This is a genomic window from Aequorivita sp. 609, from assembly GCF_014212065.1.
Lineage (GTDB): Bacteria > Bacteroidota > Bacteroidia > Flavobacteriales > Flavobacteriaceae > Aequorivita > Aequorivita sinensis.
This window is the reverse complement of record NZ_JACJVM010000017.1, coordinates 52,791-69,360: the sequence shown is the minus strand read 5'-3', so window position 1 is coordinate 69,360 and position 16,570 is coordinate 52,791. Positions and strand designations below refer to the sequence as shown.

General features: G+C 35.2%; 15 protein-coding genes. 11 read left to right on the top strand and 4 right to left on the bottom strand.

Annotated elements, in window-relative coordinates; translation table 11 throughout:
• Positions 1–30: 30 nt before the first annotated feature.
• A complete protein-coding gene (locus H4O20_RS07345) occupies positions 31–3,321 on the top strand; it encodes an amidohydrolase family protein (RefSeq protein ID WP_185098781.1) in 3,291 nt (1,096 codons plus the stop codon).
• A 213-nt stretch (positions 3,322–3,534) separates the two neighbouring features.
• Here H4O20_RS07345 and H4O20_RS07340 read toward each other — a convergent pair whose 3' ends face one another.
• Positions 3,535–4,167 (bottom strand): fasciclin domain-containing protein, encoded by a 633-nt coding sequence (locus H4O20_RS07340; protein WP_185098780.1) that lies wholly within the window; start codon positions 4,165–4,167, stop codon positions 3,535–3,537.
• Between the two features lie 191 nt (positions 4,168–4,358).
• Here H4O20_RS07340 and H4O20_RS07335 point away from each other — a divergent pair, with 191 nt between their 5' ends.
• The gene (locus H4O20_RS07335) at positions 4,359–4,736 is read left to right on the top strand and encodes a LysM peptidoglycan-binding domain-containing protein (protein WP_139855699.1); all 378 of its coding nucleotides are present in this window, start codon (positions 4,359–4,361) and stop codon (positions 4,734–4,736) included.
• A gap of 62 nt (positions 4,737–4,798) precedes the next feature.
• On the opposite strand, the gene H4O20_RS07330 is transcribed toward H4O20_RS07335, so the two are convergent.
• Positions 4,799–6,262 carry a magnesium chelatase gene (locus H4O20_RS07330; protein WP_185098812.1) on the bottom strand — a complete coding sequence of 488 codons (1,464 nt, stop codon included), beginning with the start codon at positions 6,260–6,262 and terminating at the stop codon, positions 4,799–4,801.
• Positions 6,263–6,336: 74 nt separating this feature from the next.
• Positions 6,337–7,458 (bottom strand): VWA domain-containing protein, encoded by a 1,122-nt coding sequence (locus tag H4O20_RS07325; RefSeq protein WP_185098779.1) that lies wholly within the window; start codon positions 7,456–7,458, stop codon positions 6,337–6,339.
• A 178-nt stretch (positions 7,459–7,636) separates the two neighbouring features.
• On the opposite strand from H4O20_RS07325, the gene H4O20_RS07320 reads away from it, so the two are divergent.
• Complete coding sequence (locus H4O20_RS07320) at positions 7,637–8,851, top strand: bifunctional alpha/beta hydrolase/OsmC family protein (RefSeq protein WP_185098778.1); 1,215 nt, start codon at positions 7,637–7,639, stop codon at positions 8,849–8,851.
• Between the two features lie 131 nt (positions 8,852–8,982).
• Positions 8,983–9,567, top strand: coding sequence for a superoxide dismutase family protein (locus tag H4O20_RS07315; RefSeq protein WP_185098777.1), 585 nt, complete (start codon positions 8,983–8,985; stop codon positions 9,565–9,567).
• A 95-nt stretch (positions 9,568–9,662) separates the two neighbouring features.
• On the opposite strand, the gene lpdA is transcribed toward H4O20_RS07315, so the two are convergent.
• Positions 9,663–11,066 carry a dihydrolipoyl dehydrogenase gene (lpdA, locus tag H4O20_RS07310; RefSeq protein ID WP_139855703.1) on the bottom strand — a complete coding sequence of 468 codons (1,404 nt, stop codon included), beginning with the start codon at positions 11,064–11,066 and terminating at the stop codon, positions 9,663–9,665.
• Between the two features lie 168 nt (positions 11,067–11,234).
• On the opposite strand from lpdA, the gene H4O20_RS07305 reads away from it, so the two are divergent.
• The 7 genes from H4O20_RS07305 (at position 11,235) to H4O20_RS07275 (ending at position 16,415) form a co-directional block, all read left to right on the top strand.
• A complete protein-coding gene (locus H4O20_RS07305) occupies positions 11,235–12,437 on the top strand; it encodes an aminotransferase class I/II-fold pyridoxal phosphate-dependent enzyme (RefSeq protein ID WP_185098776.1) in 1,203 nt (400 codons plus the stop codon).
• A 110-nt stretch (positions 12,438–12,547) separates the two neighbouring features.
• Positions 12,548–14,041: a Na+/H+ antiporter NhaC gene (nhaC, locus tag H4O20_RS07300; protein ID WP_185098775.1), complete on the top strand. Its 1,494-nt coding sequence runs from the start codon at positions 12,548–12,550 to the stop codon at positions 14,039–14,041.
• A gap of 151 nt (positions 14,042–14,192) precedes the next feature.
• Positions 14,193–14,828, top strand: a complete 636-nt coding sequence (locus H4O20_RS07295) for a peroxiredoxin (protein ID WP_139855706.1) — start codon at positions 14,193–14,195, stop codon at positions 14,826–14,828.
• A 3-nt stretch (positions 14,829–14,831) separates the two neighbouring features.
• Positions 14,832–15,146: a co-chaperone YbbN gene (locus H4O20_RS07290; protein WP_139855707.1), complete on the top strand. Its 315-nt coding sequence runs from the start codon at positions 14,832–14,834 to the stop codon at positions 15,144–15,146.
• A complete protein-coding gene (locus H4O20_RS07285; RefSeq protein WP_139855708.1) occupies positions 15,127–15,375 on the top strand; it encodes a hypothetical protein in 249 nt (82 codons plus the stop codon). The genes H4O20_RS07290 and H4O20_RS07285 overlap by 20 nt, the downstream gene beginning before the upstream one ends.
• A 180-nt stretch (positions 15,376–15,555) precedes the next feature.
• Complete coding sequence (gene tpx / locus H4O20_RS07280) at positions 15,556–16,056, top strand: thiol peroxidase (RefSeq protein WP_139855709.1); 501 nt, start codon at positions 15,556–15,558, stop codon at positions 16,054–16,056.
• Positions 16,056–16,415 (top strand): diacylglycerol kinase family protein, encoded by a 360-nt coding sequence (locus H4O20_RS07275; RefSeq protein ID WP_185098774.1) that lies wholly within the window; start codon positions 16,056–16,058, stop codon positions 16,413–16,415. Before tpx ends, H4O20_RS07275 begins: the two co-directional genes overlap by 1 nt.
• Positions 16,416–16,570: the final 155 nt, after the last annotated feature.

Genomic DNA, 16,570 nt, shown 5'->3' with positions numbered 1-16,570 from the left:
TAATTACACCGAAATTTATAAACATTGAATATGAAACTACTTTCAACACTCCTCATTTTTACGATTTCACTAACGCTTACAGCACAGAAGAAAAAGAAAAAAGACAGTGAAAAATCAGAAACAAAATGGGAAGTTGCAAATCCTGGTAAAGATTTCAACTACAAAACACATTCCTTTACTACCGATGAAGGAACTTGGATGAACCTTGATGTTAGCCCCGACGGGCAAACCATAGTTTTTGATATGGTGGGCGATATTTACACTCTGCCAATTACTGGAGGTACAGCCAAAGCTATTAGAACTGGAATTCCTTTTGAAATTCAACCGAGATTCAGTCCAGATGGGACAAAAATTTCATTTACCAGCGATGCAGGTGGTGGTGATAATATTTGGGTGATGAATGTTGATGGCAGCGATGCAAAACAAGTTACCAAAGAAGATTTTAGACTACTTAACAATGCCGTTTGGAGTGCAGATGGCAATTATTTAATTGCTAGAAAACACTTTACATCAGGTAGAAGTCTAGGAGCTGGAGAGATGTGGCAATACCACAAAACAGGAGGCTCTGGTATTCAGCTTACCAAAAGAAAAAATGACCAGCAAGACGTAAACGAACCCTTCGTTTCTTCAGATGGAAGGTATTTGTATTACAGTGAAGATGTGTACCCTGGCGGATATTTTCAATATAACAAAGATCCAAACAGTCAGATTTATGTTATAAAACGCTACGAGTTTGAAACCGGAGAAACCGAAACTATTACCGGTGGACCTGGTGGAGCAGCAAGACCTACAGTTTCTCCTGATGGTAAGAAATTAGCTTTTGTAAAAAGAGTGCGTACCAAAAGTGTTTTATTTATCCACAACCTAGAAACAGGAGAAGAGTTTCCTATCTACGACAAGTTGAACAAAGATCAGCAAGAAGCTTGGGCGATTTTTGGAGTCTATCCAAATTTTAATTGGATGCCAAATAACAACGAAATCATCTTTTGGAGTGGTGGAAAAATTAATAAGATTGATGTTAACTCATTGGAAGTTACAAACATCCCTTTTACAGCTAATGTAAATATAGATTTAGCCGAAACTGTTCATTTTGACAATAGAATTGAAACTGAAAAGTTCACCCCAAAAATGATCCGTCATACGGTTACTTCACCTGATGGAAAACATATTGTTTTTAGTGCTTTAGGGCATTTATACAAAAAAGAATTACCTAACGGAAAACCTCAACGTTTAACAAACAGTACCAATTTTGAATTCGAACCTACATTCTCTCCTAATGGTACTGAAATAATTTACGTTACTTGGAACGACGTTGATAAAGGAGCTATTTACAAGATTTCAGTAAACGGCGGAAATCCTGTAAAACTTACTTCAAATAAAGGAATTTACCGAATGCCTTCTTTCTCTTCTAACGGAACACAAATTATCTTTAAAAAAGAAAGTGGAAATACCGATCAAGGTTTTACTTATACAAAGAAAGAAGGGATTTATATAATGGATGCTAATGGAGGTAATGAAACTTTTGTAACCGACAAAGGTGATTACCCAATGTTTAGCGCAGATGGAAAACGTATTTTCTTACAAACGGGCGGCACATATTTTGGGAGCATTGAGAAGAAATTAATTAGCGTAAACCTTAAAGGAAACGAAGAAAAAACACACATTACCTCAAAATATGCAAATAGATTAGTTCCAAGTCCGGACAATAAATGGGTTGCTTTTACAAATCTTCATAAGTTATATGTTGCGCCTTTATTGCTTAACGGACAAACAATTGACTTAGACGATAAAACAAAAGCATTACCTGTTTCTCAACTTGCAAAAGATGCTGGCATCAACATACATTGGTCAGCAAACAGTAAGAATGTAATGTGGACACTTGGAGATGAATACTTTAGTAATGAATTAAAAAACAGATTTACCTTTTTACCTGGTTCACCAGATGAATTACCAGAGGTAACATTAACCGGAACCAAAATTAACTTAGAAGCTCCAGTAGATATTCCTAACGGTAGAATTGCATTCACAAATGCAAGAATCATCACAATGGAGGGTGATAAGGTAATTGAAAACGGAACTATATTAATTAATGGTAATAAAATTGAAGCTGTAGGAGCTGCAGATAAAGTTTCTATTCCATCAGGTACAAAGATTTATGCTGCTGAAGGAAAAACTATTATGCCAGGAATGGTAGATGCACACGCTCACGTTGGTGCTTTCCGCTATGGATTGCCTACGCAGCAAAAATGGTCGTTTATGGCCAATTTAGCCTTTGGTGTAACTACAGCACATGACCCTTCGGCGAATACAGAAACGGTATTTACACTATCTGAACTTCAAAAGAGTGGCCAATTGGTAGGGCCGAGATTATATTCTACTGGATTTATTTTATACGGTGGTGATGGCGATTTTAAAGCTGTGATAAACAATTTAGAAGATGCTAGAAGCAGTATTCGCCGTACAAAAGCCTTTGGCGCTAAAAGTGTAAAGAGTTACAACCAACCGCGCCGCGATCAACGTCAGCAAGTTTTACAAGCAGCGCGTGAAATGGGAATTAACGTGGTGCCTGAAGGAGGTTCAACTTTTTATCACAACATAACGCAAGTTATTGACGGACACACCGGAATAGAACACAACATTCCTATAGCACCTATTTATAAGGATATTAGAGAAGTTTGGAGCAGAAGCAATACTGGCTACACTCCTACTCTTATTGTAAATTATGGTGGGATGAATGGAGAAATGTATTTTTATGAAAGAGACAATGTTTGGGAAAACGAAAAACTACTCAACTTTACTCCGCGTGGCGTTATAGACAGTCGTTCTCGTCATAGAATTAAAGTTCCACAGGAAGAGTACCAAAACGGGCATATTTTAGTTTCTGAAACGGTAAAAGATTTAAGTGAAGCAGGCGTAAAAGTAAATATGGGGGCTCACGGTCAATTACAAGGTCTTGGGGCACATTGGGAAACCTGGATGATTAATCAAGGTGGACTTAGCAATCTTGAAACCTTAAAAGCCGCTACTATTAACTCTGCTGAATATATTGGTGCAGGTGAAGATATAGGTTCATTAAAAGTTGGTAAACTAGCAGATTTAATCGTGATGGATAAAAACCCATTAGAAGATATCGAAAACACCTTATCTATAAATATGGTTATGGTAAATGGTAGATTGTACGATACTGAAACTATGAATGAAATAGGTAACAATCCTAAAGAGCGCCTACCTTTTTTCTGGGAGTTAGATGGTTATAACCAGGCATTCCCTTGGCATCAAGAAACCCAAGGATTTATGGATGGCGGTTGTACTTGTCATTAAGAATCGAAAAGGTCAGTAAACTAATTTTACTGACCTTTTTTAATTAATATATTCCAATCCTATTTTATTATTCCTAAAAATAACCTAATAAAACATAGTGTTTCACACTCCATAAATTCTAAGGAGGACTTATATGCTTGGGCTTATTTAGGAAAAGAATAGACATAAAAAAACCTCTTTTCAGAGGTTTTTAATAATAGAAAATAAGATGATTTACATTTTTGGCATCAATACTTTATCTAAAGTATGAATTACTCCATTGGAGGCATCGATATCTACATTTGTAACAGTAGCAACATTTCCTTTAGCATCTTTAATCATTACTTTACCATTCTTTTCCGATAAAGTAAGAATCTCTCCATTTAAGGTAGTAACATCCAATTTGTTATTAGCATTATTAATTTTCGCTAAGACATCCACTGAAGGCAATTTTCCTTGAAGCACGTGATACTTAAGCAAACTTTGTAGTTTTTCTTTGTTTTCCGGTTTCATCAAATTATCTAAAGTTGCTTTAGAAACTTTTTCAAATGCATCATTTGTCGGTGCAAAAACTGTGTATTCGCCTTCACTTTTAAAGGTATCGGCTAACTCTGCAGTTTGAAGCGCACTAACTAAAGTAGATAAGTTGTCGTTACCCATTGCTTTAGCCGAAATAGAATTAGCTTCCATATCTTCCATTCTAGCCATTTTCTCTTCTTCTAACTTCAATATAGAGTCGGCTTCACGTTCCATTCTCAATTCTTCCGCCTGAGCTTGAGCTTCGGCTTCTTTCTTTTTCGAATCATTACAACCAACCAATAGAATTCCAACGGCTGCAATTGATAGTACAATTTGTTTAAACTTCATAATAGTGTGTTTTTTAGTTTGTATCAAAGGTATCGTTCAAACTGTGAAGTTTTTACCAATTATCATTAACATTTAGTTAAATTTAGCTGATAATGAAATAGTTACACTTTTGTCTTAAATTTTTCTAAATGTTAAATTTAATTTTGGGTAAAATTGTATCTTTATAGAAATTAACACTAAAACTATAAAAAATGATTAAGTCAAAATACCAGAGTGTTCTGGATTTAGGAGAAAAACTTAACATCCAAGAGGGTGATGTAAAAGAAGAAAATGGTCAACTTAAAGTTTGGGGTACTGCAAAGACTCAATACGACAAAAATTTAATTTGGGATGAAATTAAGCGAGTTGGTGGTGAAAACCCTACAGACATTATGGCTGACATTAAAGTTGCCGATAGTTCTGTTTTTGCACATCACACTGTACAAAGCGGCGAATCTTTAAGTAAGATAGCTAAGAAATACTATGGTGATGCAAACAAATACAACGCTATCTTTGAAGCTAATAAAGGTAAATTAAAGTCTGCAGATCTTATTCATCCTGGTGATGAGTTGGTGATCCCGAACATTTAATATTCTGTAAGAATTTATAATAAAAGGCTGTCAAAATTTTGACAGCCTTTTTTATTTATAAGCTATAGTCCACTTATATAACCACCATAAACATCTTTAAAATGAAGTCCGTTACCAATGCTAAATTTACTTAGCTTATTATTGGCTGCCAGTCCCCATAGTATTACTTCTTTTAAAAAGTAAATATCCTCTTTTAAAGTATCAGGTTGATATGTTTCTATTAATTCCTGTAAAGGAGTTATCCTATCAAGTTCCATTCTGTATTCTTCATCGGAGTAAGAATCCAATAGTTCAAAATCACTTTCTTCAAAAAACCAAGAAACAATTTCAGAATACGGATCGTCATCTCCTTCTTTGGTAAGTTTCTCAATTTTTGGAAAACGCTCTTTAAAAGTTGTGTCAACTGCATCAACTATTAACTGCTGTGCAACTTGATTTACTCCTTCCTGTTCTCCTTCGTACACCAATTCAATCTTACCTGTAATTGCAGGGATAACTCCTACAAAGTCACCTAACCTAACAGAAGTTTTCTGCACTCCGTTATGCAATGCTCTTCTCTCCGCGGTGCTCAATAAGTTTTCAAACGCTGTAATACTTAATCTCGCGCTTACACCACTTTTAACGTCTATATAATCATTTTCTCGTGCTTCAAAACTAATTTGTTCTAAAACATCTTTTGCCAAATCAGGAACATAAACATCAGATTTTTCTTTTGTAGCTTGGTCGGTCTCTTGCTCAGTAATAGCACGAGCTGTTTTTATACTTTCTGGGTAATGGGTGAGGATTTGCGACCCAATTCTATCTTTTAATGGTGTAACAATACTACCACGGTTGGTATAATCTTCTGGATTTGCCGTAAATACAAATTGTATATCTAATGGTAATCGCAAAGCAAAACCTCTAATTTGAACATCTCCTTCTTGAAGAATATTAAATAATGCCACTTGAATTCGCGGTTGCAAATCTGGCAATTCATTAATTACGAATATGCATCGATTACTTCGCGGTATCATCCCAAAATGAATTACACGATCATCTGCATAGTTTAGTTTTAAATTGGCCGCTTTAATTGGATCCACATCACCAATAATATCAGCAACAGTAACATCAGGTGTGGCAAGTTTTTCAAAAAAACGATTATCTCGATGCAACCAACTTATAGGAGTATTATCCCCTTCTTCTTTAATCAAATTTTTAGCATAACGAGATATGGGGCTATAAGGATCGTCATTTACTTCGCTACCTTCTACAATAGGTATATACTCGTCTAATAGCCCAACCATCTGTCGTGCTAACCGCGTTTTTGCTTGTCCGCGTAATCCGAGTAGGTTGATATTATGCTTAGACAATATGGCTCTTTCCAACGCTGGAATTACTGTTAATTCATATCCGTGAATTCCCACAAACGGACTTTCTTTCTTCATAATTTTTTGAAGAAGGTTCCTGCGTAGTTCCTCCTTTACAGGTTTTGATTCGTAACCTGACTTTTGAAGGTCGCCTAATGTCTTTATTTTAGTAATATCTATATTCATATCTTTTTCTTTCTTAAATTTTTAAACCACCTAGGTAATTTCATTTCTACCTCTTTGAAAAGGACTTTTTATCTTATTCTCTTTCTTCTATTAGATTCATAATCACTAAAAATCATTTCTCCTAATCCTTTCAACCCTGTATAAAATGCCTTCCCTTGGTTTGCTGCTGTAAAATGTTCGATAAACTGCATTAAATAGGGATCCTCAGCAATCATAAAGGTTGTTATTGGAATGTGAAGTTTCCTAGCTTGGGATGCCATTGCGTAACATTTATTAACGATATACCTATCTAAACCATTGCTATTTTTATAATAACGCCCATCGGGAAGTCGTACACAGCTTGGTTTTCCGTCGGTTACCATAAATATCTGTTTATTAGTATTTCTTTTTCTTCGCAACAAATCCATTGCCAATTGCAATCCAGCAACTGTATTTGTATGGTAAGGGCCTACATTTAAATAAGGCAAATCTTTAATTTGAATTGGCCAAGCATCATTTCCAAATACTAAAATATCTAAAGTATCTTTTGGGTAACGCGTTGTTATAAATTCGGATAAAGCCATTGCCACTTTTTTAGCGGGGGTGATTCTATCTTCACCATAAAGAATCATACTATGGCTAATGTCTATCATTAACACGGTACTCATCTGGGTTTTGTACATCGTTTCTTCAACAACCAAATCGTTTTCAGACAGTGTAAACTCACCCAAACCGTGATTAATCTGAGCATTTTTAAAACTCTCGGTCATTGAAATCTGTTCTAATGAGTCCCCAAATCGATAGGAGCGAAATTCTCCTGCTTGCTCGTCTCCTCTCCCTGTTTGTTTGGTGCGGTGGTTTCCAGCGCCGCTTTTTCGCAGTTTTCCAAAGATTTGCTCTAAAGCTCTCTTTCGAAGTGCTCTTTCAGTTTTATCGGTAATTGCTAAACCTCCTTTCCCATTCACTTTAATTTCTTCACGCAGATAACCTTTCTTTTTAAGGTCTTCTACAAAATCATCTAAGGTGTAGTCATCGGTAGTAAGTTTATATTCGTCATCCAATTGCTTTAACCACTCTAAAGCTTCATCAACATCCCCAGAAGTATGCGTTATTAATTCTTGGAAAACATCTAAGAGTTTTTCGAAAGGAGACAGTTCTTTGGGAGTATGCTTGGTGAAGACAAATCCGCTTTTAAGTCCTTTTTTGTTCATCTTATAAATGTAACGGATTTGTTTTTTAAATAAAACAAGTAAACGTTAAACTAGCATTAAAACTACTAATGAAAGCTGTTGAATTAATTCATGGAAACTTCTGTTTATCCTCTATAAAATACTTAATTTTAAGGCTACATATTTTTTATAATTTGTAATTTAATCAAAAACGATTTTTATGAATATCCATAAGGTATCCTTTACTAATAAAGATAAAGAGCAATTAGCTGGTCGTTTGGAACTACCATTAGATCAGAAGCCACATAACTTTGTAATATTTGCGCATTGTTTTACTTGCACCAAAAACTTAACTGCTGTAAAAAATGTTGGTCGGGCATTAACGAATGCAGGGTTTGGAGTTTTGCGATTTGATTTCACTGGTTTGGGTGAAAGCGAAGGAGATTTTGAGAATACCAACTTCTCAGGAAATGTTGATGACCTTATAGAGGCAGCGAACTTTTTAGAAGAAAATTATCAAGCACCTACACTTATTATTGGGCATTCGCTTGGAGGGGCTGCGGCTATTTTTGCGGCTTCTAAACTTGAATCTATAAAAGCTGTTGCAGTAATCAATTCTCCTAGTGATCCATCGCACGTTATGCATTTATTAAAGGATAGCGAACAAGAAATAACTAAAAATGGAAAAGCTAGAGTTAATTTAGGCGGTGTAGATTTCACCATAAAAAAACAATTTCTAGACGATCTAGAAAACAATACTTTAAAAGATGTTGTAAGTGATCTTAGAAAAGCACTGTTAATTTTACACTCTCCTCAAGATAACACGGTTGGTATTAAAAATGCTGAAAAAATATACATTGCCGCTCATCATCCTAAAAGTTTTGTATCATTAGACGGCGTAGATCATTTACTCTCGAAAAAAGAAGATTCTAAGTATGTAGGTGAGGTTATTGCTGGATGGGCTTCGCGATATGTAGAAATACCTCCTGCCAAAGAAATAAAAAGTAAAAGTAAGGTTGCCGCTAGTTTAGGGCAAGACGAGAAGTTTACAACTAATTTAAAAGTTGGCGATCATTATTTAATTGCAGATGAGCCTAAATCTTTCGGCGGAAACAACTTCGGTCCTTCGCCTTACGAATTTTTATCGGCAGGACTTGCTGCTTGTACAGTTATGACAATACAAATGTATGCGAGAAGAAAAAATTGGAATGTAGGGAATGTTTCCGTGCATATAGATTATTCAAAAGAACACGCTATAGATTGTCAAGAATGCGAAAAAGATTCTTCAAAAATTGACACTTTTAAACGTGAAATTAAATTGGTTGGGAATCTAACCGATGAGCAAAAAGCGAAATTGATGCAAATTGCAGATAAATGCCCTGTTCATAAAACGCTTCATAGCAAAACACAAATTATCACTAAGCTTGTAGAATAGTATTTAAATATTGATAGAATTTCATTATTCATAAAAACTGCTAAGATTTTTTTAAATTCTTGTTTGTGGGATGGTGAAATCTTATCTTTAGTGATTAATTATTAATCAACACAAACTAAAAAACTTTTGAAATGAAAAAATTAGGACTATTACTTACAGCAACAGCAATGTTAGCTTTTGTAGGTTGTAAAAACGAAAAAAAAGATGCTGATTCTTTAGAAGAATTAACCGAATCGGTTGAAGTGGAAGAAGTAAAGGAAGCTCCGAAAACGCTATCAGTAATGATGGAGTCTAAAAGTGGAAGTAATGCTATTGGTCAGGTTGTCTTTACTGAAGAAAATGGAGTAGTAAAAATGGATGCAAAATTTGAAGGCTTAACTGAAGGTACTCACGCGATTCATATTCACGAAAAAGCAGACTGTAGTGCAGATGATGGAACTTCAACAGGAGGTCATTGGAACCCAACTCATCAAAGACACGGTAAGTGGGGAGATGCCGAAGGATACCATAAAGGTGACATAGGAAATATGGTTGCTGATGCTAATGGGATGGCAAAAATTTCTATGGAAACTGACGAATGGTGTATTGGATGTGATGATGAAAACAAAAACATTGTTGGGAAAGCTATTATAGTTCACGACGGTGAAGACGATTTTGTTTCACAACCAACAGGTGATGCTGGTGGACGTGTTTCTTGTGGAGGAATTATTGAATAATCCACAATTAATCTAATAAAGTAAAAAAGCATCTTGAAATATTTCAAGATGCTTTTTTTATATGGTTACTCACCATTTATCGATATTCACTTTTTCTATACGTGAATAGCTCTGTCATCAGTCGCGGCAAGTGCAGCTTCTTTTACTGCTTCGGCATACGTTGGGTGTGCGTGACTCATTCTAGCAATATCTTCTGCACTAGCGCGGAATTCCATAGCTACTACAGCTTCAGCAATTAAATCGGCAACTCTGGCTCCTACCATATGTACACCTAACACTTCATCTGTATTTTTATCTGAAAGAATTTTTACAAAACCATCAATATCACCACTTGCACGGCTTCTTCCTAACGCACGCATCGGGAATTGTCCTGCTTTGTATTCTACTTTAGCTTCTTTTAGCTGCTCTTCTGTTTTACCTACAGAAGCAACTTCCGGCCAAGTATAAACTACACCTGGAATTAAGTTGTAATTGATATGTGGTTTTTGACCCGCTATAATTTCAGCCACTAAAGTTCCTTCTTCTGAAGCTTTATGAGCTAACATTGCACCTCTAACAACATCACCAATAGCGTAAATGTTGCTAATGTTTGTTTGAAGTTGGTCGTTTACATCAATCATTCCACGCTCAGTAACTTTTACCCCAGCGTTTTCAGCTTTTAGTCCATCTGTATAAGGTTTTCTACCTACACAAACTAAGCAGTAATCACCTTTAAAAGTAACTTCTTTATCTTTCTTATCGGTTGCGGTAATTACAACTTCTTTTCCTTTTTTAGAAACATCAGAAACTTTGTGAGATAAATAAAATTTAACCCCTTGTTTCTTCATTGCTTTAGTTAGCTCTTTACTTTGAGCAGCGTCCATAGTAGGAATAATTCTGTCCATATATTCAATAACAGAAACTTCTGCACCTAAACGACGGTAAACTTGGCCTAATTCTAGACCAATTACTCCACCACCAATAACAACTAGGTGCTTTGGCACTTCTTTTAAGCTTAATGCTTCAGTTGAAGTAATTACTCTTTCTTTATCTAACTTAATAAAAGGTAGCGTTGAAGGTTTACTTCCAGTGGCAATAATTGTATTTTTTGCTTCGATGGTTTCGGTTTTCTTACCGTTGGTTATATCGATATGAGTAGCATCTTTAAAAGATCCCATTCCCGTATAAACATCGATTTTATTTTTATCCATCAAATAAACAATCCCTTTGGTAGTTTGATCTACAACAGAGGCTTTGCGCTCAATCATTTTTTTGAAATTAAGCTTAATATCGCCAGGAATTTCAATTCCGTGATCTTCAAAGTGCTTCATAGCATCTTCGTAGTGATGTGAAGAGTCTAATAAGGCTTTACTAGGAATACAGCCAACGTTAAGGCAAGTACCTCCTAATACATCGTACTTTTCTATAATTGCGGTTTTCATACCCAATTGTGCGCAACGAATTGCTGCTACATAGCCACCAGGACCAGAACCTATTACTGCTACATCATATTTTGACATCTTGTATGTGTTTTTTATTTGAAGATGCAAAGGTACAATACTGCTTAATAGTTTAAAAGTTTAGCGGTTTAAAAGTTAAAGTTTTATCATTAAAAACTAATTGCTTTTATAATTTGACCACTCCTATAAATTTTCGCAAATTTGTGAAACAACAATAAAAAGACAATCATGGCATTTAAACCAGCAGATAAAATTCAAGATTTACAATACTTTGGCGAATTTGGAGGCGTTAATCCTTCTATATCAGATTCTTCTACTTATACATTTCTTTCAGCAAAAACTATGTTCGATACCTTTGAAGGAAATGCAGACGGATGTTATCTTTATTCGCGACACACAAGTCCATCAAACTTATACCTAGGGCAAGCACTTGCTGCAATGGAAGGCACAGAAACAGCAAATGTTGCTGCAAGCGGAATGGGCGCTATCACTCCTGCACTACTACAACTGTGTAAAGCTGGAGACCATATAGTTTCTAGTCGTACAATTTACGGTGGGACTTATGCATTTCTTAAAAACTTTGCACCGAGACTAAATATTGAAACTTCTTTTGTAGATATTACTAAACTAGATCAGGTTGAAGACGCAATTACTGAAAACACTAAAGTTCTTTACTGCGAAACAGTGAGCAATCCACTTTTGGAAGTTGCCGATATTGAAGGACTTTCAAAAATTGCAAAAAAACACAACCTTCAATTATTAGTAGATAACACTTTTTCACCGTTAAGCCTTTCTCCAGCAAAACTAGGGGCCGATGTTGTACTTCACAGTTTAACAAAATTCATAAATGGAAGTAGTGATACCATGGGTGGCGTTACTTGTGGTACCCAAGAATTTATTGATAGTTTACGAAATGTAAACGACGGTGCAAATATGCTTCTAGGTCCTGCAATGGATAGTTTGCGTGCCGCTTCAATTTTAAAAAACCTTAGAACACTTCATATAAGAATCAAGCAACATAGCGAAAACGCTTTGTATTTGGCTGAAAAATTTGAGGCTGACGGCTTAAAAACCGTATATCCAGGATTAAAATCGCATTCAGGACACGAGATTTATAAAAAAATGATGAACAAAGAATACGGCTTTGGTGGAATGCTAACTGTTGATGCTGGCAGCATTGATAAGGCTAATGAATTGATGGAGTTAATGCAAGAACGCAATCTTGGTTATTTAGCTGTAAGTTTAGGATTTTATAAAACATTGTTTAGCGCTCCAGGATCTTCTACTTCTTCTGAAATTCCAGAAGACGAACAAAAAGAAATGGGATTAAGCGATGGATTAATTCGTTTTAGCATAGGTTTAGATAACCACATTGAACGCACCTACACTATGATGCGTGAGTGTATGGTTAAAGTTGGAATATTAAAATAAATTCTTATTTGTTTATAATTTTGGAAGGGAACAGATAATCTGTTCCCTTTTTTAATTTGCGTAAGTTTTTTCAAAATCGTAACATTACATTCCTAAAAATAAATTACACTATGCAAAGCCAAGACATTAAGCCTACCGACCCAAAAAACGATGACGTTGTTGAAAATTTTGAATTAAATATATGGGAGGCTTTAATACCTGTATTTGCATTAATAATAATGCTTTTTTACAATGTATTTGTAGCTTATGGTGATGATGCATTAAGTGGAAGTAACCAGTTTATACTCTTAATGGGAGGTGCCGTAGCTGCTATTGTTGGCTTCTTCAACAAAGTTAAGTTCGACCAAATGATAGAAGAAGTGGCCTCCAACATTAAATCGACTGCTGGGGCTATTTTAATTTTATTAATGGTTGGAGCATTGGCAGGAACTTGGCTAATTAGCGGGATTATACCAACAATGATTTATTATGGACTACAGATATTAAACCCGACAATATTTCTAGCTTCTTGTGTTATCATATGTGCTATTATTTCGGTGGCAACTGGAAGTAGTTGGACAACGTCTGCAACGGTAGGTATTGCCTTGATAGGTATTGCAGATGCTATGAACATTCCACTTGGAATGACGGCTGGAGCAATTCTTTCTGGAGCTTATTTTGGCGATAAAATTTCACCTTTAAGTGATACCACCAACCTGGCTCCTGCTATGGCAGGAACAGATTTGTTTACTCATATTAGATATATGCTCTATACTACCGTTCCTACATTAACTGTAACTTTAATTGTATTTATAATATTAGGCTTTAATATTGATACTTCAGGAACAGCAGACACACAAGCTATTTTGGCTTCTGTAGAAAAATCTATAAATGTAAGTCCGTGGTTGTTTGTAGTTCCAATCGCAGTGATTATTATGATTGTTAAAAAAACATCTCCACTTATTGCCTTATTATTTGGTTCCTTGCTTGGAGGTGTAGCCGCATTAATTTTTCAACCAGACATTGTAGCCTCTGTTGGAGGAGGAACTTCTTTAACTTTTGAATCTGGCTATAAAGGGATAATGAACGCAATAACCGTTGACAGTTCTATTGCGACAGACAATGAATCATTAAAGGACTTGTTTTCAGCGGGAGGAATGTCTGGCATGTTAAATACAGTATGGTTAATTATATGTGCTATGACTTTTGGAGGAATTATGGATGCAATTGGTGCGTTATCCGCAATTAGTAGAGCGTTGTTGAAATTGTTTCACACTACCTTCGGACTTTTTGCAAGTACTGTTGCAAGCTGTTTAGCTATAAACCTAACAGCAAGCGATCAATATTTAGCTATTGTTGTTCCTGGAAAAATGTATGCACAGGCGTTTAAGGATAAAGGTCTGGCACCAGAAAACCTATCAAGAACTCTCGAGGATAGTGGTACTGTAACTTCAGTATTAATCCCTTGGAATACTTGTGGTGCTTACCATAGTGGCGTTTTAGGTGTTGACACGCTTCATTATGCAGGTTATGCTATTTTCAATTGGCTGAGTCCATTTACTACTTTGCTTTTTGCAGCATTCAGAATTAAAATCAGACAGTTAGCTACAACCGAAACCGCATAATTCACTTATAGCTTTTTCTTATTGTTAAAATTTTAACCTATCGACAAAACCTATCGGATTATAAATTAATCCATTGAGTATTTCTATTAATTATTAAGGTAGTTCTTATCTTTGTACAAGAAAATTATTAACCTTAATAAACAATAAAATTATGTCATTAGTAGGAAAAAATTTCCCAAACATCGCAGTAGACGCAATGAACGAAATGGGAGATACTTTTAAGTTAAATGTACTAGAAGAAGCAAAAAAGAACAACAAAAAAGTATTGCTTTTCTGGTATCCAAAAGACTTTACTTTTGTTTGCCCAACTGAAATTCATTCTTTCCAAGAAGTACTTTCACAATTTGAAGATAGAAACACAATGGTAATAGGTGCATCTTGTGATACTCCAGAAGTTCACTTTGCTTGGTTAAACACTCCAAAAGATGAAGGTGGAATTGAAGGTGTTACTTACCCATTACTTGCAGATACTAACCGTAACTTATCTAACGCTTTAGGTATCCTTGATATTAAAAATGAAAAGTACGATGAAGAAACTGGTCTTTACACAGTAGAAGGTGATAACGTAACTTACCGTGCAACGTACCTAATTGATGAGGAGGGAAAAGTTTTCCACGAAAGTGTAAACGATATGCCACTTGGTAGAAACGTAAACGAATACCTAAGATTAGTTGATGCTTATACTCACGTTCAGAAAAACGGTGAAGTATGTCCAGCAAACTGGGAAGAAGGTAAAGAAGCAATGGTTGCTAACCGCGAAGGAGTTGCTACATATTTAAGAAATTAAGATATGGTAGTAGAGCTAAAAGATGATAGCCTGCAGCAATTTGTATCTGAAGAAAAGAACGTAATAGTTCAATATTCTGCAGGATGGTGTGGCAATTGTAGATTGATGAAGCCAAAATTTAAAAAATTGGCGACAGAAACTGAAGGTTACAAATTCGTTATGGTAGATGCTGAGAAGTTTCCTGAAAGCAGAAAGATGGCTAATGTGAATAATTTACCAACTTTCGCAACTTTCAAAAATGGCGAATTAGTAAACCAAGTTCAAACGAATAAAGTTGAACCTTTAAAGAGTCTTATAGATGAAGTTACCGGTAATTAGACATATTCAGCGAAACAATTCATCAGAACAGATAGAAAGCTGTATTGAAGTTTTAGAATCGTTTAGCGAATACAATAGGATTACAGATGAAGAATTGGACGTTATTGGAGAGCTTATCACTAACCTTTGTGGTGCAGTAGAAGTTCATAAAATGATTGAAGATGGAATGCCTGAGCGCGATGCTGCTAATGCATTTGCACAAAAAGTAATAGGCTCTATAGACCGATAATTTTACATTTTATAATTACAATAAAGGCCGTCTAAATTTAGACGGCCTTTTCTTTTGTATATAGTATACTAAACACATCTATTTTAACAATCGAGCAAAAAACTCTTTTCTTTAAGAACTTGTTGATAGATTAACAAAAAACGAATTCTTATCTTTATCCCTCATTTAAAAAGAAATACTATGGCACATATAAAATTAGGTGGAAAAGACATCGAAACAATTGGAAGTCTACCACAAGTTGGAGATTCGGCTCCAGATTTTGAATTAACTTCAGAAGATTTAAGCGCTAAGAAGTTATCAGACTACAAAGGATCCCGAGTTGTAATGAACATCTTCCCGAGTATTGACACTAACGTTTGTGCTACCTCAGTAAGAAAGTTCAACGAAAAAGCTACAGGCTTAGACAACACAAAAGTGTTGTGCATTTCAAAAGACCTTCCTTTCGCTCATAAGCGTTTTGTAAGTGAAGAAGAATTGAGAAACGTAAATAACCTATCAGACTTTCGCACTGGAGAGTTTGGAAAAAATTATGGAGTGGAGATGACTACTGGTGCTTTAAAAGGTCTTCATTCAAGAGCAGTTGTTGTTTTAGATGAAGAAGGAAAAGTAATCCATAGTCAACTAGTTCCAGAGATTGGAGAAGAACCAGATTATCTTTCTGCACTAAAAACACTTTTATAATGTGGGAAACCTTTTTAGGTAAACGCCTTAAAGGAGCTGGCTATGCTATAAAAGGTGCTTATTTATTGCTTCGCACTGAACCAAGCATTCAAGTTCAAGCTATAATAGGTGTATTAATGACTATTGCAGGTTTCTATTTTGAAATTTCCACTACGGAGTGGATGTTTCAGGTTTTTGCGATAGGGTTAGTTTTAGGTTTAGAGGGGCTAAATTCGGCAGTTGAAGGAATAGCCGATTTTATTCATCCTAATTTTCACACTAAAATTGGCTTTATAAAAGACATTGCTGCAGGTGCAGTATTCTTTGCTGCAATTACAGCAGTAATTATAGGATGCATTATTTATATCCCGAAATTTTAAAAATTCAGATTAATTTCCTTTATTTTAGAAGTTTATACTCGCAAAAAGTATAAACTTCTAACATTTAATATTTAATATTTAAAAACGATTTAAAAATTTGAAGTTTACATTTTGAAAAATACAAGTTCTATATTTGTATTTTTGCAAAAAAGACA